Origin of the sequence: Cupriavidus sp. NPDC089707, assembly GCF_044748965.1 — a bacterium.
GTDB lineage: Bacteria > Pseudomonadota > Gammaproteobacteria > Burkholderiales > Burkholderiaceae > Cupriavidus.
The window spans coordinates 99,685-124,641 of the sequence record NZ_JBIVHB010000004.1; the positions used below are offsets into that span (position 1 = coordinate 99,685).

24 protein-coding genes and 1 tRNA gene are annotated in these 24,957 nt (G+C 65.6%); 12 read left to right on the forward strand and 13 right to left on the reverse strand.

Going from position 1 to position 24,957, the window contains the following annotated elements; all coding sequences use genetic code 11:
• Positions 1 to 62: 62 nt before the first annotated feature.
• On the reverse strand, positions 63 to 497 hold the full coding sequence (locus ACIP1U_RS09010; RefSeq protein ID WP_400314088.1) for a VOC family protein: 435 nt from the start codon (positions 495 to 497) through the stop codon (positions 63 to 65).
• Positions 498 to 690: 193 nt separating this feature from the next.
• Between ACIP1U_RS09010 and ACIP1U_RS09015 the strand changes: the two genes are divergently transcribed.
• Positions 691 to 1,572, forward strand: a complete 882-nt coding sequence (locus ACIP1U_RS09015) for a LysR family transcriptional regulator (RefSeq protein ID WP_400314090.1) — start codon at positions 691 to 693, stop codon at positions 1,570 to 1,572.
• Positions 1,573 to 1,599: 27 nt separating this feature from the next.
• On the opposite strand, the gene ACIP1U_RS09020 is transcribed toward ACIP1U_RS09015, so the two are convergent.
• Positions 1,600 to 5,109, reverse strand: coding sequence for a pyruvate carboxylase (locus ACIP1U_RS09020; protein ID WP_400314093.1), 3,510 nt, complete (start codon positions 5,107 to 5,109; stop codon positions 1,600 to 1,602).
• 61 nt (positions 5,110 to 5,170) lie between these two features.
• Complete coding sequence (locus tag ACIP1U_RS09025; protein ID WP_400314095.1) at positions 5,171 to 5,386, reverse strand: hypothetical protein; 216 nt, start codon at positions 5,384 to 5,386, stop codon at positions 5,171 to 5,173.
• A gap of 406 nt (positions 5,387 to 5,792) precedes the next feature.
• Between ACIP1U_RS09025 and ACIP1U_RS09030 the strand changes: the two genes are divergently transcribed.
• Positions 5,793 to 6,563: a ferredoxin--NADP reductase gene (locus ACIP1U_RS09030; protein WP_400314097.1), complete on the forward strand. Its 771-nt coding sequence runs from the start codon at positions 5,793 to 5,795 to the stop codon at positions 6,561 to 6,563.
• 79 nt (positions 6,564 to 6,642) lie between these two features.
• Here ACIP1U_RS09030 and ACIP1U_RS09035 read toward each other — a convergent pair whose 3' ends face one another.
• On the reverse strand, positions 6,643 to 6,897 hold the full coding sequence (locus ACIP1U_RS09035) for an RNA-binding protein (RefSeq protein WP_400314099.1): 255 nt from the start codon (positions 6,895 to 6,897) through the stop codon (positions 6,643 to 6,645).
• A 235-nt stretch (positions 6,898 to 7,132) separates the two neighbouring features.
• On the opposite strand from ACIP1U_RS09035, the gene ACIP1U_RS09040 reads away from it, so the two are divergent.
• Positions 7,133 to 7,483, forward strand: a complete 351-nt coding sequence (locus ACIP1U_RS09040) for a hypothetical protein (protein WP_400314101.1) — start codon at positions 7,133 to 7,135, stop codon at positions 7,481 to 7,483.
• A 473-nt stretch (positions 7,484 to 7,956) separates the two neighbouring features.
• Positions 7,957 to 8,145, forward strand: a complete 189-nt coding sequence (locus ACIP1U_RS09045) for a hypothetical protein (RefSeq protein WP_400314102.1) — start codon at positions 7,957 to 7,959, stop codon at positions 8,143 to 8,145.
• A gap of 453 nt (positions 8,146 to 8,598) precedes the next feature.
• Here ACIP1U_RS09045 and ACIP1U_RS09050 read toward each other — a convergent pair whose 3' ends face one another.
• The 7 genes from ACIP1U_RS09050 to cysS form a co-directional block, all read right to left on the reverse strand.
• Positions 8,599 to 9,948 carry a hypothetical protein gene (locus ACIP1U_RS09050; RefSeq protein WP_400314104.1) on the reverse strand — a complete coding sequence of 450 codons (1,350 nt, stop codon included), beginning with the start codon at positions 9,946 to 9,948 and terminating at the stop codon, positions 8,599 to 8,601.
• Positions 9,949 to 10,370: 422 nt separating this feature from the next.
• Positions 10,371 to 10,464 (reverse strand) — tRNA-Ser (locus ACIP1U_RS09055).
• A gap of 129 nt (positions 10,465 to 10,593) precedes the next feature.
• On the reverse strand, positions 10,594 to 11,844 hold the full coding sequence (locus ACIP1U_RS09060; RefSeq protein ID WP_063238703.1) for an aspartate kinase: 1,251 nt from the start codon (positions 11,842 to 11,844) through the stop codon (positions 10,594 to 10,596).
• Positions 11,845 to 11,977: 133 nt separating this feature from the next.
• On the reverse strand, positions 11,978 to 13,414 hold the full coding sequence (gene tilS, locus ACIP1U_RS09065) for a tRNA lysidine(34) synthetase TilS (protein WP_400314106.1): 1,437 nt from the start codon (positions 13,412 to 13,414) through the stop codon (positions 11,978 to 11,980).
• On the reverse strand, positions 13,380 to 14,351 hold the full coding sequence (locus ACIP1U_RS09070; protein ID WP_400314107.1) for an acetyl-CoA carboxylase carboxyltransferase subunit alpha: 972 nt from the start codon (positions 14,349 to 14,351) through the stop codon (positions 13,380 to 13,382). Before ACIP1U_RS09070 ends, tilS begins: the two co-directional genes overlap by 35 nt.
• A gap of 115 nt (positions 14,352 to 14,466) precedes the next feature.
• Complete coding sequence (locus ACIP1U_RS09075) at positions 14,467 to 15,294, reverse strand: DNA-3-methyladenine glycosylase family protein (protein ID WP_400314109.1); 828 nt, start codon at positions 15,292 to 15,294, stop codon at positions 14,467 to 14,469.
• Complete coding sequence (cysS, locus tag ACIP1U_RS09080; RefSeq protein ID WP_400314110.1) at positions 15,291 to 16,679, reverse strand: cysteine--tRNA ligase; 1,389 nt, start codon at positions 16,677 to 16,679, stop codon at positions 15,291 to 15,293. Before cysS ends, ACIP1U_RS09075 begins: the two co-directional genes overlap by 4 nt.
• A 190-nt stretch (positions 16,680 to 16,869) precedes the next feature.
• Here cysS and ACIP1U_RS09085 point away from each other — a divergent pair, with 190 nt between their 5' ends.
• From ACIP1U_RS09085 to ACIP1U_RS09100, 4 genes are all read left to right on the forward strand, one after another.
• Complete coding sequence (locus tag ACIP1U_RS09085) at positions 16,870 to 17,652, forward strand: tetratricopeptide repeat protein (RefSeq protein ID WP_400314112.1); 783 nt, start codon at positions 16,870 to 16,872, stop codon at positions 17,650 to 17,652.
• Between the two features lie 70 nt (positions 17,653 to 17,722).
• Positions 17,723 to 18,307 carry a peptidylprolyl isomerase gene (locus ACIP1U_RS09090; protein ID WP_400314114.1) on the forward strand — a complete coding sequence of 195 codons (585 nt, stop codon included), beginning with the start codon at positions 17,723 to 17,725 and terminating at the stop codon, positions 18,305 to 18,307.
• Between the two features lie 20 nt (positions 18,308 to 18,327).
• The gene (locus ACIP1U_RS09095; protein ID WP_400314115.1) at positions 18,328 to 18,828 is read left to right on the forward strand and encodes a peptidylprolyl isomerase; all 501 of its coding nucleotides are present in this window, start codon (positions 18,328 to 18,330) and stop codon (positions 18,826 to 18,828) included.
• A 76-nt stretch (positions 18,829 to 18,904) separates the two neighbouring features.
• On the forward strand, positions 18,905 to 19,702 hold the full coding sequence (locus ACIP1U_RS09100; RefSeq protein WP_400314116.1) for a UDP-2,3-diacylglucosamine diphosphatase: 798 nt from the start codon (positions 18,905 to 18,907) through the stop codon (positions 19,700 to 19,702).
• A 46-nt stretch (positions 19,703 to 19,748) separates the two neighbouring features.
• Here ACIP1U_RS09100 and cysE read toward each other — a convergent pair whose 3' ends face one another.
• Positions 19,749 to 20,492 carry a serine O-acetyltransferase gene (cysE, locus tag ACIP1U_RS09105; RefSeq protein WP_400314118.1) on the reverse strand — a complete coding sequence of 248 codons (744 nt, stop codon included), beginning with the start codon at positions 20,490 to 20,492 and terminating at the stop codon, positions 19,749 to 19,751.
• 315 nt (positions 20,493 to 20,807) lie between these two features.
• Positions 20,808 to 21,725 carry an RNA methyltransferase gene (locus tag ACIP1U_RS09110; protein WP_400314120.1) on the reverse strand — a complete coding sequence of 306 codons (918 nt, stop codon included), beginning with the start codon at positions 21,723 to 21,725 and terminating at the stop codon, positions 20,808 to 20,810.
• Positions 21,726 to 21,849: 124 nt separating this feature from the next.
• Here ACIP1U_RS09110 and ACIP1U_RS09115 point away from each other — a divergent pair, with 124 nt between their 5' ends.
• The 4 genes from ACIP1U_RS09115 to ACIP1U_RS09130 all read left to right on the forward strand — a co-directional run bounded on the left by ACIP1U_RS09115 (position 21,850) and on the right by ACIP1U_RS09130 (position 24,773).
• Positions 21,850 to 22,671: an inositol monophosphatase family protein gene (locus tag ACIP1U_RS09115; protein ID WP_400314121.1), complete on the forward strand. Its 822-nt coding sequence runs from the start codon at positions 21,850 to 21,852 to the stop codon at positions 22,669 to 22,671.
• 227 nt (positions 22,672 to 22,898) lie between these two features.
• Positions 22,899 to 23,114 carry a YdcH family protein gene (locus ACIP1U_RS09120; RefSeq protein WP_400314122.1) on the forward strand — a complete coding sequence of 72 codons (216 nt, stop codon included), beginning with the start codon at positions 22,899 to 22,901 and terminating at the stop codon, positions 23,112 to 23,114.
• Between the two features lie 14 nt (positions 23,115 to 23,128).
• The gene (gene ppk2 / locus ACIP1U_RS09125; protein WP_400314124.1) at positions 23,129 to 24,274 is read left to right on the forward strand and encodes a polyphosphate kinase 2; all 1,146 of its coding nucleotides are present in this window, start codon (positions 23,129 to 23,131) and stop codon (positions 24,272 to 24,274) included.
• Between the two features lie 64 nt (positions 24,275 to 24,338).
• The gene (locus tag ACIP1U_RS09130) at positions 24,339 to 24,773 is read left to right on the forward strand and encodes a universal stress protein (protein WP_400314125.1); all 435 of its coding nucleotides are present in this window, start codon (positions 24,339 to 24,341) and stop codon (positions 24,771 to 24,773) included.
• Positions 24,774 to 24,957 lie beyond the last annotated feature (184 nt).

Here is a 24,957-nt window from a genome sequence, read left to right on the forward strand (position 1 = left end):
CACCAGGCGCGCAGGCGGCGGCCGGAGCGGCTGCCTGCGCCTCTCCAACGCGCGTTGTCGCCTTACTTGGCGAACAACGATGACAGGTCGGCGAAGGCCTTGATCTCCAGCGCGTTGCCCGACGGATCGAGGAAGAACATGGTGGCCTGCTCGCCAGGCTCGCCCTTGAAGCGGATATGGGGTTCGATGATGAACGCCACGCCTGCCGCCCGCAGCTTTTCGGCCATCGCTTCCCATTCGGGAATCGACAGCACCGCGCCGAAGTGCCGCACCGGCACCTGGTCGCCATCGACCGCGCTGGTCTTGCTGTGGCCGATTTCTTCCGGAGCCAGGTGCGCCACGATCTGGTGGCCGAAGAAGTTGAAGTCGATCCAGTCCGGCGAGCTGCGCCCTTCCGGGCAGCCGAGCAGCTCGCCATAGAAGGCGCGCGCCTCGGCAAGATCGCGCACCGGGAAGGCGAGGTGGAAGGGAGGAATGCGGGGGGCGGCAGTGATCATGGGCTCGGAACCAAGTGAGGCTAAGTGGGGAATGAACCAGGCGGCGGCTGTGGGCCGGCTTTTGGCAACCGTTTCGAAACCGCTTTCGAAACCGCTTTCGAAACCGCCACCGTCCGCTTAGTCTAAGCATCGCCACTCACCATGAAAAGCGATATATTTTTGCCCTGAGCAACAAATATTTCGATCAGTCGCGATGCTGCGCGAACTCCAGACTTTCCTCGCGGTAGTCCGCTACGGCACCTTTGCCAACGCGGCCGCCCATATCGGGCTGACGCAATCGGCGGTCAGCGCACAGATCCAGCGGCTGGAACAGGAACTGGGCTTTGCGCTGTTCGACCGCACCGGCCGTGCGGCCGTGCTCAATGCCGATGGCCGCGAAACGCTGGCGGTGGCCGAAGAGCTGATGGTGGTGTATGCCAGGCTCGGCCGCCATGCGGGCAGCCCGCGCACCGGGCTGGTCCGCATCGGCGCGATTGCATCGGTCCATGTTTCGTTCCTTGCCGATGCGCTGGCCGGCTTCCGGCATGAGATGCCGGGATACCGGATCAGGCTGGTGCCGGGGGTCTCGCTGAACCTGCTGGGCCAGGTCGATTCGGGCGAAATCGATATCGCGGTAATGATCAAGCCGCCCTTCGCGTTGCCTTCCGACCTGCGGTGGCGCACGCTGCTGGCCGAACCGTTCGTACTGCTGGTCCCTCGCGCCCACGGCAAGCGGCCATGGCGCGAGTTGCTGGAGAGCGAGCCGTTTATCCGCTATGACCGCGGCTCTTTCGGCGGGCGCGTGGTCGACCAGTTCCTGCGCCGTGCGCGTATCCCGGTTAGAGACGCGATCGAACTGGACGAGTTGCAGGGCATCGCGCAGCTGGTGCAGCGCGGCCTTGGTGTCGCGCTGGTGCCAATCAGCGGCACGACGCCATGGCCAAAAGGCGTGGTGCCGCTCAGCCTCGGCGATGACACCTTCCATCGCGAGATCGGGCTAGTGGAGCGCCCGCACCATAGCCGCCAGGCGGCGGCCACGCTGCTGGCTCAACGCATCGCGCAGGCCGCGGAGAGCATGGCGCGGGCGCCGTCCTGACGCCGCGCTGCAGCGGCGCCGGCCACGTCATCCCGCCGGCTTCAGCTCGATCAGCAGGTCTTTCGCCGCCACCCGGTCGCCCTGCTTCACATGCACCACGGCGATCTCGCAGTCGCGGTCGGCGGCGATATGGGTTTCCATCTTCATCGCCTCCAGCGCCAGCAGCGTCGTGCCCGCCGCCACGCGCTGACCCGGCTGCACCGCCACGGTCACGATCGAGCCCGGCATCGGCGCCGCGATATGCAGCGGATTGTCGGGCTCGGCCACCGGACGGCTCTGGCGCGCGGATGCCGCTTGCGTGGTGCTGCGCTGCTCGACCAGCGCGGTGCGCGATTGCCCGTTCAGCTCGAACTGGACCTTGATGCGGCCCTCTTCGGCATCGGGGTGCGTGCCTTGCAGCGAAACCAGCAGCGTCTTGCCCGCGGCGATGTCGATGGCCACTTCTTCCTGAGGCTGCAGGCCGTACAGGAATGCCGGCGTCGGCACCACCGAGGTATCGCTGTAGTTGCGCACATGCGCGTGGTAGTCCACGGCCTGCTTCGGGTACATCAGGTACGACGCCAGCTGGCGGTCATCGAGCGGCTCCTCGCAGGCCGCTTCCGCGGCGGCACGCGCGGCATCGAGGTCGACCGGCGGGATCTGGTCGCCGGGCCGGTATGGCGCGGGCGGTTCGCCGCGCAGCACCTTGCGCGACAACTCCGCCGGGAAACCGTCGGGCGGGAAGCCCAGTTCGCCCTTGAACAGCGACACCACCGACTCGGGGAACGCGATTTCCTTGGCCGGATCGCACACATCCGCGGCGCTCATGTCATTGGCCACCATCATCAGGGCCAGGTCGCCGACCACCTTGGAGGTCGGCGTCACCTTGACGATGTCGCCGAACATCTGGTTGACCTCGGCATACGCCTGCGACACCTCGGTCCAGCGATGCTCGATGCCGAGCGAGCGCGCCTGCTCGCGCAGGTTGGTGTACTGGCCGCCGGGCATCTCGTGGCGGTACACGTCGGCGGTGCCGGCGCGGATCTCGGATTCGAACGGCGCGTAGTAACGGCGCACCCCTTCCCAGTACATCGAGGCTTCGTGCAGCCGCTCCAGGCTCAGGCCAGGATCGCGCTCGGTGCCGGCCAGCGCCGCGGCGATGCTCGACAGGTTGGGCTGCGAGGTCAGCCCGCTCATCGCATCGAGCGCGCCGTCCACCGCATCGCAGCCGGCCTCGATCGCGGCCAGCGCCGACGCGGCCGAGATACCGCTGGTGTCGTGCGTGTGGAAATGCACTGGTAGCCCGGTCTCTTCCTTGAGCGCCTTGACCAGCGCGGCTGCCGCCTGCGGACGGCAAATGCCCGCCATGTCCTTGATGCCCAGCACATTGACGCCGGCCTGCTGCAGCTCGCGCGCGATGCCGACGTAGTACTTCAGGTCGTACTTCGAGCGCTTCGGGTCGAACAGGTCGCCGGTGTAGCAGATCGCGCCTTCGCACAGCGCGCCGCTTTCGCGCACGGCATCGATCGCCACGCGCATGTTGCGCACCCAGTTGAGCGAATCGAACACGCGGAACACGTCAACCCCCGCGCTGGCCGCCTGGCGCACGAAGAAGCGCACCACGTTGTCGGCATAGTTGGTGTAGCCGACCGCATTGGAGCCGCGCAGCAGCATCTGGAACAGCACGTTCGGCACGCGCTCGCGCAATTGCTCCAGGCGCTGCCACGGGTCTTCCTTCAGGAAGCGCAGCGCCACGTCGAAGGTGGCGCCGCCCCAGCATTCCAGCGAGAACAGCTGCGACAGCTCGCGCGCATAGAACGGCGCGATCGGCAACATGTCGGCGGTGCGCATGCGCGTGGCGAACAGCGACTGGTGCGCGTCGCGCATGGTGGTGTCGGTCAGCAGCACCTGCTTCTGCTCGAGCATCCACTTCGAGAACTTCTCGGCGCCAAGCTCAAGCAGGCGATCGCGCGTGCCGTAAGGCAGCGGCCTGCTGTTGTCGACGGCGGGCAGCACCGGCTGCGGCAGCGGCAACGGCGGCAGCGTCCGGCCGGTCATTTCCGTGTGCCCGTTGACGCTGATCTCGCCCAGGTAGCGCAGCAGCTTGGTGGCGCGGTCCAGGCGCTTGGCAAACGCCAGCAGTTCCGGCGTCTTGTCGATAAAGCGCGTGGTCACATCGCCGGCGCGGAACGCGGGATGGTTGATCACATTCTCGAGGAACTGCAGGTTGGACGCCACGCCGCGGATCCGGAACTCGCGCAGCGCGCGGTCCATGCGACGGATCGACTCGGGTGCGGTCGGCGCCCAGGTGGTGACCTTGACCAGCAGCGAATCGTAGTACGGCGTGATCACCGCGCCGCCATAAGCGGTGCCGGCGTCCAGCCGCACGCCGAAGCCGGCGGCGCTGCGATACGCGGTAAGCCGGCCGTAGTCAGGCAGGAAGCCGTTCTCCGGGTCTTCGGTCGTGATCCGGCACTGCAGCGCGTGGCCGTTCAGATGGATATCCTGCTGGACCGGTACGCCCGCGGCGCGCACGACGATGTCGCCGTTTTCATTGCGCGTGTTCTCGGTCATGCCGATATAGCCGCCTTCCGTGATCCGGATCTGCGCCTTGACGATATCGACCCCGGTGACCATCTCGGTGACTGTGTGCTCGACCTGGATGCGTGGATTGACTTCGATGAAGTAGAACTGGCCGGAATCGGCATCCATCAGGAACTCGACCGTGCCGGCATGGGAATACCCGACCGCGCGCATCAGCCGCATCGCCGCCTCGCACAGCTCAGTACGGCCGGCGTCGTCAAGGTACGGCGCGGGCGCGCGCTCCACCACCTTCTGGTTGCGGCGCTGCACGGTACAGTCGCGCTCGTACAGGTGCACCAGGTTGCCATGCGTGTCGCCGAGCGCCTGCACTTCGACGTGGCGCGCGTTGCGCACCAGCTTCTCGACATAGACCTCGTCGTTGCCGAACGCGGCCAGCGCTTCGCGCCGCGCCGCTGCCAGCGAGCCTTCCAGGTCCTGTTCGCTCTCCAGGATGCGCATGCCGCGCCCGCCGCCGCCCCAACTCGCCTTGAGCATCAGCGGATAGCCAATGCCCGCAGCCAGCCGCTTGCAGGTTTCCAGGTCATGCGGCAGCGGGTCGGTGGCCGGCATTACCGGCACGCCGGCCTCGATCGCCGCGTTGCGCGCGGCCACCTTGTTGCCGAGCTTGCGCATGACCTCGGGCGACGGGCCGATCCAGCGGATGCCGGCATCGATCACGGCCTGCGCGAAGTCCGGATTTTCCGACAGGAAGCCATAGCCCGGATGGATCGCATCGACCTTCGCATGGCGCGCGATGCGCAGGATGTCGTCGATATCGAGATAGGCCGCCAGCGGTTTCTTGCCCTCGCCGACCAGGTAGCTCTCGTCAGCCTTGAAGCGATGGAGGGCTAGGCGGTCTTCCTTGGAATAGATCGCCACGGTCCGGATGTTCATCTCGGCCGCGGCCCGCATGACGCGGATCGCGATCTCGGAACGGTTGGCAATCAGCAGCGATTTGATGGGAGCGTAGTTCATGGCGCGCAAGGCCTCGGGTCATTCGAAGGGACAGCGCCACGGCTGGTGCCGTGGCCGGCGGCTAGTCGAAATGCGCAAACTGCGCAAACGGGGTGTGTGAATCCATCCAGTCGTCGTGCCTGGCCACGACGGCCCAGGCCCAGTTGGTACGCTGTTGCGTCGGCTTGCCGCCGCAACCATCCTCATGGTGGCGGCGGGCACGTGGCTGGCTGGCGTCTGCGGCAAGCGCGTGGCCATCTGCGCCAGCTGCGCCGGCTGCATTGGTTCCGTAGTACATCGCGGTGCATTCCTGTTCAAGGCCAAGGGGCGCCTGCCCTGCAACGCAATGCGATCGTCGGGTCACGGCAGCTTTGCCGGCACGACGGCTGGACGGGCGGCGGGTCTCGAACCGCAAAAAGCGGGCCAAGCCGGATTCCGTTGATTCAGCAAGATTCCGTGCTGCCGAACCGGCATACGAATTTCAGAATTGAAATTTCGCATTTCATCGCTGCGCATAACCCTATCCCGGGCGGGGTTCCCTCGACGCGGCCCGGGCATGTCCGCCGCTGCCGTTTTACAATACGCGACGAAGTGGATCATTGCTTTCCCGTGATCCGCCGCCTAGCCGGTAACCGCCGACAGGCGCACATGTCCGGCCACCATCCTTCCCGGCGGCTTGCCCGCGGGCCTTGGCGTTTCCTTCGATGAGCAACCTCTACCAGCAATCCATCCTTTCCGTCCACCACTGGACCGACACGCTATTCAGCTTCACCTGCACGCGCGACCCGGGTTTCCGCTTCGAAAACGGCCAGTTCGCCATGGTCGGCCTGGAAGTCAACGGCCGCCCGCTGCTGCGTGCCTACAGCATTGCCAGCGCCAACTATGAAGAAACCCTGGAATTCTTCAGCATCAAGGTGCCGGATGGCCCGCTGACGTCGCGCCTGCAGCACCTGCGCGAAGGCGACCAGATTTTTGTCGGCAAGAAGCCGACCGGAACCTTGCTGGTTGAAAACCTGCTGCCCGGCAAGACCCTGTGGCTGCTGGCCACCGGCACCGGCCTGGCCCCGTTCCTGTCGATCATCCGCGATCCCGAGGTGTATGCGCGGTACGACAAGATCGTGCTGACCCACACTTGCCGCTTTGTCGAGGAGCTGGCCTACCAGCAGCTGCTGAACGAACACCTGCCCGAGCACGAGTACCTGGGCGAGATGGTGCGCGAGAAGCTGGTTTATTTCCCCACGGTCACCCGAGAGGACTTCCACACGCGCGGCCGCATTACCGAACTGATCGAGTCGGGCGAGATGTTCGAGCGCCTGGGCTTGCCCTCGTTCTCGACCGAGAACGACCGCCTGATGCTGTGCGGCAGCCCCGACATGCTCAAGGAAATCCGCGTCATGCTGGAGGAGCGCGGCTTCGAGGAAGGCAATATGAGCGAGCCGGGCCATTTCGTGCTGGAAAAGGCCTTCGTCGGCTGAGCACCGGCATCCGGCAGGCCCAGCCTGCAGCCTGCGGGACATCGCTCCCGCAGGCGCTCCTCCCCGCCTCCTTTCCCGCCTATTCGAAGCGCTCGGTGAGCACCATTGCGTCAACCTGGCGCTTATTCCAGAACAGATGATTGATGCGCGGCTGCAGCATCCGCAGCGCGGCATCCTCCACCGCGTTGAAATGCACCGCCACCGCCGGGCGCGAGCCATCTCCCGGCAGGCGCTCGATTTCGTCGAACGCCGGGAAGCCGTAGCGCATGAGGAAATCGCGGATCTCGTCGTCGGTGGTTTCCATATCGACGTTCGAAAGCATCAGCACACTCATTGACGTCTCCTGAAGTCCTGGAGGCCTTTGCAGGCGCGTCCCTGATCTAGGTTTATGGCAGGCAAGGCCGGAACGCAAATCGCGGTGTGGCGGCGTGCGACGGCCCTTCTCTACCCCCGCCAAGCAGGTCCGGCCAGCCGACGCCAGCGCCATTGGATTCTGGCATTTCCGGACATGGCACATATGATGGTTTTCGGGGCAGCTGCTGGCTGCCTTGCAACCGGGGAGGGACAAGATGCCGATATCGACAAGATGGCTGGTGACCGGCTTGCTGGCATTGGGCAGTGCCACGGCGGCCCTGGCACAGCAATCCCCGGCACCGGGCGCCGCCGGTGCCATCTCGGACGCCGTGCAGGAAGGCACCAACCCCTACCGCCCGCCCTCGGCGTACACGCCGGACCCCGACGAAGCCAGGCGCACCAAATGCGAGGCACTGGAAGAGCAGTACAACGCCATGTCGAAGCAGCGCTCCTACCAGTCATCCGGCCCTGGCACGCAGACCGCGCAGGGCCGCACCATTCCCAAGATCGAACGCGACAAGACGCGCAAGCAGCTGCAGCAGGCGTATCGGGACAATTGCACGTAGCGGTGTACGGCTCTTGGGTTACCCTCTTCGACCGCTATGCGGCAGCGCCACCGATTGCATAGCCGGATCGCTCCACGCAGGCCGCCAAACGATGCGCTCAATTGAGCACATTGATGGATGGGAAGATGGGTAGTTTAGGCGTTTGCCTATTTGCTAGCGGGCGAGGGTCCGGCAGGATGCGGCGTCCGTATGGGAATGCGAAGTGTCCTATCGCATTGCTGGCGCTGACGCGGGAGACTGGCACGGTCATCGCACAACGGTGACCGGGTGTGGAAACCCGAATGTCAGCAGCCGGACGGTCGTTCCAGACGACCGTTCTCGCCTATACGGGCGAGCCATCTATGGCGGGCCGGATGAGGCAGCCGCAAGGCTGACCGGCAATGGCTGTGACACCGGTTTCCACCCTCGTCGTCAGGCCCGCCGCCCTCCCCTAACGTCGCGCGGCGGACCTTCATCCAACGATAGGAGGGCCTATGTCGGAAATCGATCTATCCACGGCGCGGTACAGTCTTGAGGCGGTGTCAGCCAGTATTGAAGGGGTGCTTGCCCTGCTGGAGCAGCACAGCGAGCGGTCGGAAGCGTGCTTTTGTGCGTTTTGTCTATTGGGGCTGGTGAGGGCGCAACTGGAGAGCGTGCTGGCGCACGAGCTGCCTGCGTCTTAACCGGTACGGCTTCCGGGTACAGGCGTGGCGGCCGCCCGACCCGGCCCACACTACGAGGGCTTGCGACGAATCTGCGCCGCCAACCAGATCCAGTCGGCAACTCGGCTAAGTCAATCCGTCTTACTTTGCCGCGGCCTTCACCTGGTCGCCGGTGTAGCTCAGCGACGCCAGCTCCTCCTTTGCCTATTCCGGTGTTTCCAGTTCCAGCACCACCCAGCCGACCATCAGCCCCAGCAACTGCGAGCAGCGCACGTACTTTGTCTCACCGGCATCCAGTACGAAGCTGCTCATGGGCTCTATTCTCTCAAGAATTGGAGTCTCCACTAAACCCGGGGCGGTCATTTCATGCGGGTGCCCGCCGTCCAATTGGCGCGTGCGCGGCACGGGGCCTATGGGGGCCTATGGGGTCGTATGAGCGGGCGCGATGGCGCAATGGCCCCGCAGAAATGCCGATCAATTTTTGGGCAGGGTTTTAGAAAGGAAAACAAACAAGTGACAGAGATCGGGCAATCGAAACTGCTCGGGGGTCTGATGCAGCCTTTGAATCTCGGCAGCGGTGGCTACATCTATCAGTCGCTTTATTGTTTCCGAATAATGCAAAGGCCCTTCATTCAATGCGAAGCATACTTCCAGAGCGTCGCTGTGTTCCAGCATCCACGCACACACTTGACCCGCGTTTTCGCCTGCCCGAGCCGCCATGCGCCCCGTCAGCAAATAGAATTCGGACTCGGGAAACGCTTGCATTGCTCGGCTGTAGGCTTGCTCCGTCAGTGCAGATTGCCTGATTGTCGCAATACCATCTACCAACACCTCCCATACTGGAGTTGGGGCGTGAGGGTATTTCTCGCCAGCCCAATAGTGTTTGATCCAGTTTAAGTCCCGCGTGTCTAGTGCTCCTGTCTTTCGTACCAAGGGAGCGTATGTAATCCAGTTTGAGTCAAGGCGCGTTGGCGGCCGACTTGGAGTCACGTCGAGATCGGCCAAATAATCGTCGCTGAAGTGCCCGCCCCAATCGGCAGAAAGAACAGCAAGTGCGCTCTCCGCGTCGTCAAACACAAATAGACCAGTAAGTCTGGAAACAGCATTTGGAAAGCACTCCACCCTTATAGCCTCAATCAACCACTCATTTTGGAGTCGCACATAGTCTTCAGAGTGAAGCATCGATGCCATACAAAGGGATAAAGGACGCTGCCCCGTTGCCCGTGCCGTTTGATCAGCAGACTCAATGCGCCCGAGCGCCGTCGCCCACGCGGTCACGGGATGATCGATGTTGAGATAGGCGAACGCCTCAAATTTCACTTGTCTTACCCCGGTTGCATTGGCAGTTTCACAGAAAGCTGTTCTATAGCCTGAATCAGCCGGCTTGGCGGTAGGCCATCCCCGGCTCCATACGCCCCGGAGACCCGCTCTCCGCAGTTCGACGGCCTGCTTCGGCGGCGGTAGCTCTTCGCCCTCGGCGGGGTTGCCCTCGATCAGGCCCCGTCCCTTGGCGATACCCAACATCCGACGGACGAAACCAATCTTCTTGTTCGTGGTGGCGACACTGTTTCCCGCCGCAATCCAACCGTCGCGCAAGGCAATGATGCCCTGTCGGGTGATCGTGTGAATGTCCGGATCTTTGGCTTCCCGAACTGCGCGGGTAACAGCATCGACGGTCTTGGCCGTGGGCTGCCTGTCGCGCTGCGGCAATGGGATGACAAATTCGAGTGTTTGACCTGAGGGCGCAGGCTTCACCTTGCCGGTCTGGCCCGTGGACGCATTCTGCGGGGCTATGGCGGCCTTTACGGCGGGGGGATAGCCCATGCACGGCCTCAGCCCTGCGGCGCTCCACGATGCCGAGAACGCGCATTAGCTTGTCCACTTCTTCCTCGACCGCTTCTTCGGCGTACTCGTCCGCTATGTGCAGCCCGGCTGCTTCATGGTCAGCCAGTTCAGCCGCCTCAATCTCTGCTCGCGTGACTTGCCGGGTCGCAGGAGCGGGGCCTGCGCGGAACCGGATCAGCTTCCCGCCTATCTCTAGGAAGTCGGTATCGTCGGGCCACGGAGCCGGGCTGGGATTTTGCGGCGAAACTAGTAGACGCTGCCGCGAAGCTGGATGCTCGTTGCCATTCGGGGTCTCACAGGTACCGGTGTAACACCTGCGCGGCATGGTGTACCGCCTGAACCCCGCCACAAAAAAACAAAACCCCGGAAGACCGCGATCTTCCGGGGTTCGCCGCCATTGCTGGCGGAGACGGAGGGATTCGAACCCTCGATCCAGGTTTTGGCCCAGATGCTCCCTTAGCAGGGGAGTGCCTTCGACCTCTCGGCCACGTCTCCCAAACTTGCGTTGTGCGAGGGAGCCACACAACGAAGCGCGTATTCTAGCGGCGCCGCGCGGGTTGGTCAACGAAAAATCGATGACTCAACACAAAATCTGCAGCGCAGCCAGAAAAGCTTACGAACGGATCACGCCTGTTCCAGTTCGAAGGCCTTGTGCAGGGCGCGCACGGCCAGTTCCATGTACTTCTCGTCGATCAGCACCGAGATCTTGATTTCCGAGGTGGAGATCATCTGGATGTTGATGCCCTCTTCCGACAGCGTGCGGAACATCTTACTGGCGATGCCCACGTGCGAGCGCATGCCAACGCCCACCACCGAGACCTTCGACACCTTCGGGTCGCCCGACACGCTGCCGGCGCCGATATGCGTCTTCACGCCGTCATCCAGGATCGCCAGCGCGCGCTGGTAGTCGGCGCGCGGCACGGTGAAGGTGAAGTCGGTCTTGCCGTCGACGGACTGGTTCTGGATGATCATGTCGACGTCGATGTTGGCGTCGGCGATCGGGCCCAGGATCTGGTAGGCGATGCCCGGCTTGTCTGGCACGCCCAGAACGGTGATCTTGGCCTCGTCACGGGCAAAGGCGATGCCGGAGATGACGGCTGCTTCCATTTCAGACTCTTCCTCAAAAGTGATCAGCGTGCCCGAGTGCATTTCCTGCTCGAGCGGCATAAGCGGGTCGGTCAGCGACGACAGCACGCGGGTCTTCACGCGGTACTTGCCGGCGAACTCCACCGAGCGGATCTGCAGCACCTTGGAACCGAGGCTGGCCATTTCCAGCATTTCCTCGAAGGTGATCTGGTCCAGGCGGCGGGCGTCCTCGACCACGCGCGGATCGGTGGTGTACACGCCGTCGACGTCGGTGTAGATCAGGCACTCGTCGGCCTCGATCGCGGCGGCGATGGCCACGGCCGAGGTGTCCGAGCCGCCGCGGCCCAGCGTGGTGATGTTGCCGTCGTCGTCGATGCCCTGGAAGCCGGTGATCACAACCACGCGGCCGGCGTCGAGGTCGCCGAGGATGCGCTCGTCATCGATCGATTCGATACGCGCCTTGGTGTACGAGGAGTCGGTCTTCACCGGCACTTGCCAGCCGGTGTAGCTGACCGCGTCGATGTTCTCGCCGTGCAGGGCGATTGCCAGCAGCGCCACGCTGGCCTGTTCGCCGGTGGAGGCGAGCATGTCCAGTTCACGCGGATTCGGCTGCGGCGAAATTTCCTTGGCGAGTCCCAGCAGGCGATTGGTCTCGCCCGACATGGCCGAAGGCACCACGACTACGCGGTGACCGGCGCGGTGCCACTTGGCAACGCGCTTGGCGACATTCTTGATGCGTTCCGTGGAACCCATCGAAGTGCCGCCGTATTTGTGAACGATGAGAGCCATCTTCTTGTCGACGCCAGCGATTGTGCAAAGCTTTCGAAAATACACGAACAAGGCTTATCAGGCAAGGCGAAGCCGAGGTTTGCAGCGTTCCCGATGTGATCCACGCGGCGGCTCGCCGCCACGGCGGCGGCGCTCAGCGCGGCGCGCCCGGCACTTGCGGTGGCTGCGCATGCCATTCGACGCGCCAGCGCGGTGCCGCCTCAGCCGGCCAGCGGCGGTGCATGCCAAGTCCGGCGGCAAGCACGAGGGTGTCGCCTGCCCACAGCAGCGGCAGCCACGCCCGGCGCCAGGCCGGGATGCCAGCCTCCTGGCAGGCTTGCTTGAGCGCGCGCGCCGGCCCGCCGGGATGCAGCACCAGCCGTTCGCCGCCAGAACGAGGCGCCAGCCGCAGCGGCTGGCGCAGCACGGCTTCCGGCACGCCGAAGCTGTCGTCGCGGAAGAAGCGCAGTTCGCCGCGCCATGCAGGCACGACGATGCGATCCTCGCCACGCCAGTCGAGCGACACGGTTTCGGGAGGTTGCGCCGGCGGCGGGGTGCACGCCAGCACGCGGTCGCGGAAGCGGCGAAGAACCAGGCCGTCATGGGCGATGGCAGGCTCGCCGCCCTTGTGCGCGACCAGTTGCGCGCGCATCGCCGCAAGCCGTGCGGTCGATGGCGCGCGCGTGCCGAGGTCGCGCAGCCATAGCCGCAGCACCGCATCGGCCTGCGCCGCCGGCAGCGCGCGCAAGCCGGCAAGGTCGAGTTCGGCCAGCGTATCGGCGTCGCGGCCCGGATGCGCCAGTTGCGCCAACGCGGCGGCGGCCAGTTGGTCGATCAGCTCGCTGGCCTGCGCGAAATGCGCGGCGGCCTGGACCACGCTGGCGCGCAGCGCGGGAAAGGCCGACACCAGCGCCGGCAGGTGTGCACGCAGGGCGTTGCGGGCATAGCGGGCGTCGGCATTGGAAGGATCGTCGATCCAGCGCAGCGCATTGGCAGCGCAGTAGACATCGATCTCGTCGCGGCTCACGTCCAGCCACGGCCGCAGCAGCATTACGCCGCTGTGCGCATCGAGCCGCCGCATGGCTGGCATGCCGGCCATGCCAGCCACGCCCGCGCCGCGAAACAGCCGCAGCAGCACGGTCTCGACCTGGTCGTCCTGGTGATGCGCGAACAGCAGCAGGCGCGCCCCGCTGTCGGCGCACATCGCCGCCAGCGCGGCATAGCGCGCGCGGCGCGCGGCAGCTTCCACGCCCTCGCCCGCCGCCCGCTGTACCGCGACCCGGCGCACGAAATAGCCGACCTGCCACTGCGCGCACAACGCCTCGCAGAAGCGGTCCCATTCGTCGGCGGCATCCTGCAGGCCGTGATGCACGTGCAGCGCCACCACGCGCGCCGCCGTGCCCTGCGTGGCGGCGCACGCGGCATGCAGCAGCGCGACTGAATCCCGACCGCCCGACAGCGCCACCGCGATCACCGGCGCGCCTTCTCCAGAAACAACAAAGGCCGCACCGCCCTGCAGGGCCTGTGCGACCTTGTCGGTCAGCCGGGCGGACGGATCATTCCGGGGCGCCGGTTTCCTTGAACTTGCCATAGGCCAGCAGGCGCTCGTAGCGGCGCGCCTGCAGCTCCTTCACGCTCATGCCCTGGAACTGGCGCAGCGACTCGGCCAGCGTGCGCTTGAGCAGCGCCGCCATGGCCTTGTGATCGCGGTGCGCGCCACCGAGCGGCTCGTTGACGATCTTGTCGATCAGGCCCAGCGCCTTCAGGCGGTGCGCGGTCAGGCCCAGCGCCTCGGCGGCTTCCGGGGCCTTCTCGGCGGTCTTCCACAGGATCGAGGCGCAACCTTCCGGCGAGATCACCGCATAGGTGGCGAACTGGAGCATCTGCACCACGTCGCCCACGGCGATCGCCAGCGCGCCGCCCGAACCGCCTTCACCGATGATGGTGGCGATCAGGGGCACCTTCAGGCCGGCCATCACGTACAGGTTGTGGCCGATGGCCTCGGACTGGCCGCGCTCTTCCGCGTCGATGCCGGGGAATGCGCCCGGGGTGTCGACGAAGGTGAAGATCGGCAAGCCGAACTTGTCGGCCAGTTCCATCAGCCGCTTGGCCTTGCGATAGCCCTCGGGCTTGGGCATGCCGAAATTGCGCAGGGCGCGCTCTTTCGTGTCACGGCCCTTCTGGTGGCCGATCACCATGCACGCCTGGCCGTTGAAGCGCGCCAGGCCGCCGACGATAGACAGGTCGTCGGCAAAATTGCGGTCGCCGTGCAGTTCGTGAAAATCGGTGAAGATCTCGCGCACGTAGTCCAGCGTGTAGGGACGCTGGGGATGGCGGGCGATTTGCGCAACCTGCCACGGGGTCAGGCTGGCATAGATGTCTTTGGTCAGCTGCTGGCTCTTGCCGGCCAGCCGCGAAATCTCTTCGGAAATATCGACAGCCGAATCGTCCTGCACGAAGCGCAGTTCTTCGATTTTTGCCTCGAGCTCGGCAATGGGCTGCTCAAAATCCAGGAAGGTGGTTTTCATAAAATCACACGTACCTGTCTGTGAAGGGGCGCATTCTACCGGAAATTGGCCGCTATCTTAGCGCCTGCCAGATAGCGTGCAATGCACCTGCTTCGGATTTTTATTGTTCCGATGCCTAGTACGTCACAGGCAGCGGGTCCAGACTACGCCACATATACCAGGTTGCCACTGTCCGCCACGGCTCCCAGTTTGCTGCCACCTCGCGCGCCTCGCTGCGCGTGACCGGCTCGCCACTGAAATAGTTGGTGGAAATCGCATTGATCAGGCCGATGTCGTCGAGCGGCAGCACGTTGGGCCGCATCAGGTTGAACATCAGGAACATCTCGGCAGTCCAGCGGCCGATGCCGCGGATCTGCGTCAGCTCCGCGATCACCGCTTCGTCGTCCATCTGCGCCCATTCGGCCACGTGCACCCGGCCCGCCTTGAAGTGATCGGCCAGGTCGATCATGTACTCCGCCTTGCGCTTGGACAATCCGCAGCCGGCCAGCTTCTCGGTGCCCGCGCGCAGAAACTGTGCCGGCGTCAGCTTGGGGCAGGCCGTGTGCAGGCGCTCCCACACCGACTGCGCCGCCTTGACCGAGATCTGCTGGCCCACCACCGCGCGCGCCAGCGTGACGAACGGATCGCCGCGCGACACCAGGTGCGCCGGGCCATAGCTCGGGATCATCTTGCGCAGGATACGGTCGCGCTTCATCAGGTCGGCGCAGGCTTCATCCCAATAGGCGGGACGAACCGCGTCGATGACGGTCTCGACCGGCAGCGGTACCACGTCGGCCTCGGGCAGTACCGCCTTGGCGTTGCGCGTGGCCTTGGCCGCCGCCTTGCCGTCGGGCAGGGGTGCCTCGCTGGCGCCCGCCTTGGCCGGACGCGGGCCGGCCGCCTTCGACCGGTCGGCGGCTGCCGGCGCGGTGGCGTTGGCGGGCTTGCGCGCGGCAGCGTTCAAGCACGCCTCCACTCGGTCGCACCACCCGGCTTGTCCTCCAGCACGATGCCGGCCGCAAGCAGTTCGGCGCGGATGCGGTCGGCTTCGGCAAAGTTGCGCTCGGCCTTGGCCGCCTTGCGCGCGGCGATGCTGGCTTCGATTTCCTCGGCGCTGGGGCCGTCTGCGGACTTGCCGCCTTGCAGGAAGGTATGCGGATCGCGTTCGAGCAGCCCCAGCGTGCCGGCCAGCCCCTTGAGCTGGCGCGCGGCCGTGGTGGAGCCGGTGCGGTTGATCTCGCTGGCCAGGTCGAACAGCACCGACATCGCGATCGGCGTGTTGAAGTCATCGCCCATGGCTTCGGCGAAGCGCTTCGCGTGCGGCTCAGCCCAGTCGACCGCGCAGCCGCCGGGCTGCGTGTCCTTCAGCGCGGTGTACAGGCGCGTCAGCGCATGGCGCGCGTCGTCCAGGTGCGCGTCGCTGTAGTTGAGCGGGCTGCGGTAGTGCGCGCGCAGGATGAAGAAGCGCACGACCTCGGCGTCGTACGCCTTCAGCACTTCGCGGATCGTGAAGAAATTGCCGAGCGACTTGGACATTTTTTCGTCGTTGATGCGCACGAAGCCGTTGTGCATCCACATGTTGACGAACGGCTTGCCGCTGACCCCTTCCGATTGCGCGATCTCGTTCTCGTGGTGCGGGAACTGCAAATCCGCCCCGCCGCCATGGATGTCGAAATGCTCGCCCAGCAGCGCGCAGCTCATGGCGGAGCATTCAATGTGCCAGCCCGGGCGGCCGCTGCCCCACCTGGAGTCCCACTTGGTCTCCGGCGGCTCGCTGGCCTTGGCGGATTTCCACAACACGAAGTCGAGCGGGTCCTGCTTGGCGTCGTTGGCGCTGACGCGTTCGCCCGCGCGCAGGTCTTCCAGCGACTTGCCGGACAACTTGCCGTAGCCGTCGAATTTGCGCACCGAGTAGTTCACGTCGCCATCGCTGGCCTGGTAGGCCAGGCCCTTCGCCTCCAGCTTGCCGATCATGTCGAGCATCTGCGGCACGTAGTCAGTCGCGCGCGGCTCGTGGTCGGGACGGATCACGCCCAGCGCGGCGGCGTCTTCATGCATGTACTGGATGAAGCGTGTGGTCAGCGCGCCGATGGTCTCGCCATTCTCGGCGGCGCGGCGGATGATCTTGTCGTCGATATCCGTGATGTTCTGCACATACGTCACCTCGTAGCCGGCGGCACGCAGCCAGCGATGCACCATGTCGAACACCACCATCACGCGAGCGTGGCCGACGTGGCAGTAGTCGTACACCGTCATGCCGCAGACATACATGCGGACCTTGCCGGGTTCGATGGGCACGAATGGCTGCTTCTCACGCGCGAGCGTGTTGTAGATGTTCAGAGGCTGCATGAAACGAAGTGAATGGTCAGGGGAGGCGGCACTGGCGCAATTCCGCCGCGCCCCATATCTTACCGGAAGGCGATGTGCCGGTAGGCCGCGCGCCGGGGGACTTGCCGCGGCCGCCCGCGCTTGCCAACGCTTGCCCGGGCCATGGCTTTAGTGCCGGCCGTGCCGCTTTGCTAGAATGCCGCCGAGTATAATGGACCAGTCTTCAATGAGCCTGCTGCTGCCCTCCTCGCCTATTTCCGCGCTCGCCGCCGCGCTCCCCGCCGCGTCGACCGGCGCGCCTGCGCGCCCGCTCCGCCCGCGTCCCGCACTGGCCGCCGCGGCCGCCCTGGCCCTGGTCGCGGCGCTCGCCGGCCCCGCGCAGGCACAGCACGGACCGCTGTCGCTGCCAGCGCCGACGTCGCCGACGGATGGCATCCGCTCGACCGACCCCGGCATGACCGATGCCCAGCAGGCCGCCAACGCGCGCCGCTATGACGAAGCCATCAAGGGTTTCGACCGCGTGATCGCGGCCAATCCACGCAACGCCCAGGCCCGCTTCCAGCGCGCCTGGGCGCTGGCGCAGTCCGGGCGCGAGGACGCCGCCATCCAGGCCTTCACGGAAATGGCCGCGGACTTCCCCGAACTGCCCGAGCCCCACAACAACCTGGCGCTGCTCTATGCCAAGCGCGGCGACCTGAAGCGCGCCGAGGCCGAACTGCTGTTGGCCACCGAGGTCAAGCCGGCGTTTGCCATCGCCTACACCAACCTGGGCGACGTCTATCGCCGCCTGGCCGAGCAGGCCTACACCGAGGCGCTGCGCCGCAATCCGGCCGATACCCGCGCCAGCGCCGCCCTGCGCCAGCTGCGCCCGGAGGCAGCCACCGGCACGCCTGCGGCGACGGGCACGACCGGGACCTCCGCTGCACCGGCCGGCAACCGTAAGCCGGCTCCGGCACAGCGCCCGGCCCCGGCGAGCGCCCCGGCAGCCAACTGACGCCTGCCAATCATGTCCGGGCGCGCTTGTGTCCGGGCCGTTTGCATCCCGACTCACCGGAGTTCCATCCATGATCCGTTCCCGTCGCATCGCCCTGGCCGCGCTGACCGCAGGCGCACTCGCCTTGTCGTCATTCAGCGCGCTGGCGCAGCAGAAGGCCGCCGAGCGCGTCCAGTTCGTCACCAGCGCCGGAAAGTTCACGGTCGAGCTGTACCCGGACGCGGCGCCCAAGACCGTGGCCAACTTTCTGGAATATGTGAAGAGCGGTTTCTATAGCGGCACCATCTTCCACCGTGTAATCAACGGCTTCATGGTGCAAGGCGGCGGCTTCGACCGCGACATGAAGGAAAAGCCCACGCGCGCGCCGATCCCGCTGGAAGCCCGCGGCGGCCTGAAGAACAAGGCCGGCACGCTTGCCATGGCGCGCACCAGCGACCCCAATTCGGCCACCGCGCAGTTCTTCGTCAATGTGGTGGATAATCCGAATCTCGACTACCCGCAGCCGGACGGCAACGGCTACGCAGTCTTCGGCAAGGTGGTGGAAGGCATGGACACGATCGACAAGATCAAGAGCGTGCCGACCACGGCCTACGGCCCCATGCGCAATGTGCCGGCCTCGCCGATCGTGATCGAGTCGGCCACTGTCGTCAAATAACACACCGTACAGAGGAAACCATGTCCAAGGTCCAGCTCCAAACCAACCAGGGTGTCATCACCATCGAACTCGACGCCGAGAAGGCGCCGAAAACGGTCGAGAACTTCCTGTCGTACGTCCGCAAGGGCCACTATGACAACACCATCTTCCACCGCGTGATCAAGAACTTCATGGTCCAGGGTGGCGGCTTCGAGCCCGGCATGAAGCAAAAGGGCACCGACGCGCCGATCGAGAACGAAGCTGGCAACGGCCTGAAGAACGACCGCTACACCGTGGCCATGGCACGCACCAACGCGCCTCACTCGGCCACCGCGCAGTTCTTCATCAACGTGGTCGACAACGACTTCCTGAACTTCACCTCGCCGACGCCGCAGGGCTTCGGCTACGCCGTGTTCGGCAAGGTGGTGGAGGGCACTGACGTGGTGGACCAGATCAAGGGCGTGCGCACCGGCAGCTCGGGCTTCCACCAGGACGTGCCGCTGGAAGACGTGGTGATCGAGAAGGCCACCGTCGTCGAATAATCGTCGAGCAAGCCATGCACCCCGATTGCGGTTACGCGCGCCCGGCCCTGCCGGCATCTCCCTCCCGACCCCGCGCATGACCGCAATCCCCCACACGCCGGTGGCCGGTCCTCTCGAGGTACAGGCGCCGGCGTGGTTCATTTCAGACCTCCACCTCACACCCGGCATGCCACGTACGCTGGCGGCCTTCGAGCGCACGCTCGAGCGCGCCGCGCACGGCGCTCGCACGCTGTTTATCCTGGGCGATTTCTTTGAGTTCTGGATCGGCGACGAGGAAACCGACTCGCCGTTCGCACAACACGTGGCCGGCGCCCTGCGTGCGCTGGCCGCGCGCGGTGTTGCCGTCTACCTGATGCACGGCAATCGCGACTTCCTGCTCGGCGCGCGCTTTGCCGCCGCCGCTGGCGCGAAGCTGCTGCCCGACCCCATGCTGATCGATTGTGCAGGCCAGCGCGTGGTGCTCAGCCACGGCGACATGCTGTGCATCGACGACGAGCGCTACAACCGTTTCCGCCGCTGGACGCGCAAGGGATGGGTGCAGCGGCTGTTCCTGGCGCTGCCGCTGCGTACGCGATTGGGGATTGCACGCAAGCTGCGTGCGGACAGCGAAGGCAACCGCGCGCGGCAGGCCGCCGAAGGCAACGGCGTACCGATGGTCTACGGTGACGTGGCGCCCGCTGCCGCGGCCGAACTCTTCGGCATGGCCGGGGCCAGGCTGATGGTGCATGGCCACACCCATCGGCCGGCGCGCCACGAACACGCTGCGGGCGTGCGCTGGGTGCTGACTGACTGGGACCTGGACGGGCGCCATCCGCGCGCCGCTGTGCTGCAGCTCGACGGCGACGGATTCCGGCTGCTGCCGCAGACGGACTGAGATCTCGCTTCAAAAAAAAGCGGCCGTTGCCGGCCGCCTTCTTTCATTACTTCATCAGCTTGCGCAACTCGCTCGCATCGAAGCGGTCGTTCGGCGTGTTCTCCAGGTGTTCGCCGAGCCGGTCAAGCGCCGCCAGCACGGTCTCGATGCGCTCATGCTGGCGCGCCGCATTGTCGATCAGGCTCTTGAGCGCCAGCGACACCGGATCGTCCGCATTGGGCGTGATGCCATAGGCCGAGAACTCCTGCTTGGCCCCCTGCTGCTCCGCCGGCGCATCGGGCAGGATGATACGGGCCGGCACGCCCACGGCCGTCGCGCCCGGCGGCACCGGCTTGAGCACCACCGCATTCGAACCCACGCGCGCGCCGTCGCCCACCACGAAACCACCCAGCACCTTGGCGCCCGCGCTCACCACCACGTTGGCACCCAGGGTCGGGTGCCGCTTCTGGCCCTTGTACAGCGAGGTGCCGCCCAAGGTCACGCCCTGGTAGATGGTGCAATCATCGCCGATCTCGGCGGTCTCGCCGATCACCACGCCCATCCCGTGGTCGATAAACACCCGGCGCCCCAGCTTCACCGCCGGATGGATCTCGATGCCGGTCAGGAAGCGCGACCAGTGCGAGATCCAACGTCCCACCCAATGGAAGCCCCCGTTCCAGCAAGCGTGTGCAAAGCGGTGGAAGACCACGGCATGCAGGCCGGGGTAGCAGGTCAGGACTTCCAGGCGGCTGCGCGCGGCGGGATCGCGCAGCATGATCGTGTCGATATCTTCCTTAAGGCGAGAGAACATCTTGGTCGTGTCGTGTTGCCGCGCCGTGCGCCGCGCCACGCAAGGCTTGCGCCTGGGGCTGGGTCGCCGGCGAGGTCGGTGGCCGGTGAGGACGGGATCAGGGAGTGTAAGTGATTTGCGGCCGGCACTCTGGCACCGGCCATTGGCCCTTGATCCGTCAGGGATTTTGCAGCGGCAGTGCGACGATCAACATCGCCCCGGCACGCGCCAACCCGCATCGACGGGCCGACAGCGTGCGCGCTTGCCGCTTGCGCCTGCGTCGTCCAGCCTCGAAATGCTGCGGGTTGCTGCCACTGTGCTTGCTCCTCTACTCGCTTACTCTTTCCGGCCCGGCCCAGGCCGATGCTGCGTCATCAGCATGTGCTTGGCGATGCCGCGCAGGATGTTCACTTCCTCGCGCTCCAGGCCGCTGCGGGCCAGCAGCCGGCGCAGCCGCGACATCAGCCTGCGCGGATTGGCGGGATCGAGAAAGCCGATCGCTTCCAGGCCTGACTGCAGGTGTCCGAACATGGCCTCGACCTGCTCGGCCGTGGCGGGCTCACCAGCATAGCCGATCTTGGCGCCCGCGTCCGGCGCCGCCGCGCCGGCTGGAGCGGCATCCAGCAGCGCCAGCCGCATCTCGTAGGCGACCAGTTGCACCGCCTGCGCTAGGTTGAGCGAGGTATATGCGGGGTTGGCGGGGATATGCGTGACCGCCATGCAGCGCTCGACCGCTTCGTTAGGCAAGCCGTAGCGCTCGTTGCCGAAGACAAAGGCGATGTCGCCGCTGCCGGCCAGCGTCTGGCAGGCGCGCGCTGCCGCGGCGCGCGGCAGCAGCCGGGGCGGTCCGAACTCGCGCTGGCGCGCGGTCATGGCGACGGTCAACGCCGCGCCGGCCAGCGCCGCGTCGATCTGGTCGACGATGACGGCACCAGCCAGCACATCGTCTGCGCCGCTGGCCATGGCGATGGCATCGGCATGCCGCAGCACGTCAGGCTCGCGCGGCGAGACCAGCACCAGGCTGCCGAAGCCCATGGTCTTGATCGCGCGCGCCACCGAGCCGACGTTGCCCGGATGGCTGGTCTCGACCAGCACGAAGCGCACGCGGCCGAAGGCATCGGCGCCGGCCGTGGGTGACGCATCAGGCCGGCCGGCGGGCTGGCTCGTATCATTTGCCGGGTTCATATACAATTCGGGATTCTTCTTTGGCACGGCGCCAGGTTTTTGCTCGCCTGCGAGATTTTCGCGGCACATTTTGCACAAGACCGGCGACGGGCCGACGTTCTTCTACAATCCGTTGTGTTGTCAGCTGCCCATGGGCGGGCGCGCGGTGCCATGAGCACCCCACCGCTTCGTCGTGGACGGCCTGGAGAGATTCATGCATCCGATGCTCAATATCGCCGTCAAGGCGGCCCGCAAGGCGGGATCCATCATCAACCGCGCGTCGCTCGACGTCGATCTGGTACGCGTCTCGCGCAAGCAACACAACGATTTCGTTACCGAGGTCGACCGCGCCGCCGAAGCCGCGATCATCGAGGTCATCCGCACCGCCTACCCGGAACACGCCATTCTAGCGGAAGAGTCCGGCCAGTCCTGGGCCGAAGGCGAAGACGCCCACGAATACACCTGGGTCATCGATCCGCTCGATGGCACCACCAACTTCATCCACGGCTTCCCGCAGTACGCGGTCTCGATCGCCCAACTGCACCGCGGCACGCCGGTGCAGGCCGTGGTCTACGATCCGACCCGCGACGAGCTGTTCACCGCCAGCAAGGGCGCCGGCGCCTTCCTGAACAACCGCCGCATCCGCGTGACCCGCCGCGACAAGCTGGCCGACTGCCTGATCGGCACCGGCTTCCCGTTCCGCGACCTGGAAGGCGTGGATGAATACCTCGAGGTCTTCTCGCTGATGACGCGCAGCTGCGCCGGCCTGCGTCGTCCGGGCGCCGCCGCGCTGGACCTGGCCTATGTCGCCTGCGGCCGCCTGGATGGCTTCTTCGAGCGCGGCCTGAAGCCGTGGGACATGGCCGCCGGCATGCTGCTGATCACCGAGTCGGGTGGCCTGGTCGGCAACTACAACGGCGAGCCGCGCCAGATGGAACAAGGCGAAGTGCTGGCGGGCAACCCCAAGGCCTTTGCCCAGATGGTGCGCCTGCTGTCGCCGTACTCGCTCGACAACGTCAAGCCGGCTACCAACTGAGTCCGCAGCATGGCCTGAAGGCCACGGAACGACCGGAACGCCCGCCCGTAACCGGCGGGCGTTTTTGCTTTCCGGCACCCGCATTCGCCGGCGCGCAGAGACTCTTCCTATTCTTCCGCCCGCCCCGGCCGGCCATGATTTACATCAAGGTCTTGTCGCCCCGCCCTCTCCAGAATGAATCCATGCGCCACGCCCCGTGCGCGCGGATCAAGCCGAGGAGAGCCCGCATGTTTCCCGAATATCGCGACCAGATCTCGCTCCTGAAGACGCAGGACGCCCACTTTGCCCGCCTGTTCCATCGCCACAATGCGCTGGACCAAGAGATCCAAAATATGGAGTCCGGACTGGTCCCGTCTTCGGGCTTCGAGATCGAGCGGCTGAAGAAGGAGAAGCTGCAGATCAAGGACCAGCTCTATCAGATCCTCCGCCGGCACGCAGCCTGAACGGAGGACCGCACATGACAGATCGCGACACGCCTGCCGCAAAGTCCCACACCTCTTCGCAAGCCCGTACTTCGCAAGCCCGTACTTCGCAGGCCCGTAGCCGCCCTGCCGCACGCGGCGATGTACTGCCGACCAACACGGCCCTGTCGGCCGAGCGCAATGAAGTCAGCGGCGCCGTTGACGCTGCCGTGCAGGTGGCCGCCAGCAGCATGCAGGACATTCTCGCCAGCCGCGCCGGCCAGGGCGCCGGCATGCTCGACGCCATGCGCACGCTGCTCGATGGTCTGGCACCGGATGAGGCCGCCCAGTTGCGCAGCCTGATCCTGGAGGGCGATCCCGGTGCCTGGCAGGCTGGCCACCGGCGGCATCCCGACGACGAGCTTGCTGCCAACTGGCGCGACGGCGCCTACCCATATCAGAACCTGATGTCGCGCCGCAATTACGAAAAGCAGAAATACCGTCTGCAGGTCGAGTTGCTCAAGTTCCAGGCCTGGGTGCGCGAGACCGGGCAACGCGTGGTGATCCTGTTCGAGGGCCGCGATGCCGCCGGCAAGGGCGGCACCATCAAACGCTTCATGGAACACATGAACCCGCGCGGTGCCCGCGTTGTGGCGCTGGAAAAACCGACCGAATCCGAACGCGGCCAATGGTATTTCCAGCGCTACGTGCAGCACCTGCCGGCCGCCGGCGAGATCGTGCTGTTCGACCGCTCCTGGTACAACCGCGCCGGCGTCGAACACGTGATGGGCTTTTGCTCCTCGCGCGAGTACCAGGACTTCCTGCAGCAAGCCCCGGAGTTCGAGCGCCACCTGGTACGCAGCGGCATTCACCTGTTCAAGTTCTGGTTCTCGGTCAGCCAGAAAGAGCAGCGTCGCCGCTTCCGCGAACGCGAGATCCACCCGCTCAAGCAGTGGAAGCTCAGCCCGGTCGACATTGCCTCGCTCGACAAATGGGATGAGTACACACGCGCCAAGGAGGCAATGTTCGCGCATACCGACACCGCCGACTCGCCATGGACGGTGATCCGCTCCGATTGCAAGAAGCGCGCGCGGCTCAATGCGCTGCGCTACATCCTGTCGCGCTTTCCCTATGCAAACCGGGACACCACCGCCATCGGCCAGGCCGACCCGCTGATTGTCGGGCGTGCACTGGCCAACTGACTCCCAGGCGGCAACGCAGGACGCCGCCTTATCCCTGTCGACTCACTCACCAGTAAAGGACCCAATGTTCAAGCACATCCTGCTCCCCGTCGACGGCTCCGAGCTTTCGCACAAGGCCGTTTCCGCCGCCATCCAGTTTGCCCGCACCACGGCGGCGCGGCTGACGCCCTACATGTGCGTGGAGAACTATCCGTATGTACTGTCCAGCGACAGCTCGCACGAAAAGCGCGAGGTGTACCAGCAGCGCGTGGAAGCCGAGGCACGCCAGGAACTCGCCAAGGTCGAGGCCGCTGCAGCGCTGGCAGGGGTGCCCTGTTCCGGCCACGTCTCCAGCGCCTCGGTGCCGTACCAGGGCATCATCCACGCCGCCAAGGAGCTGGGCTGCGACGTCATCTTCATGGCCTCGCACGGTCGCAAGGGGCTCAGCGGGCTGCTGCTGGGTAGCGAAACGCAGAAAGTGCTGACCCATAGCGACATACCTGTGCTGGTGTTCCGCTGATCCAGGGCCGGCACGCCCGTTTGCCGCACATCCGCGGCGGCACCGTGCTGTACCATATCGCCCATATTCGAAAACGCCCCTTCGTGCCGCGGCCACAGGCCGCCGGACCAGCGCCCGGCCGCTCCCGCGGGGGCGCTTTTCCGCAACACGCAAGGCGGCGCTCCGAGCGGATCGGGCGGCACAA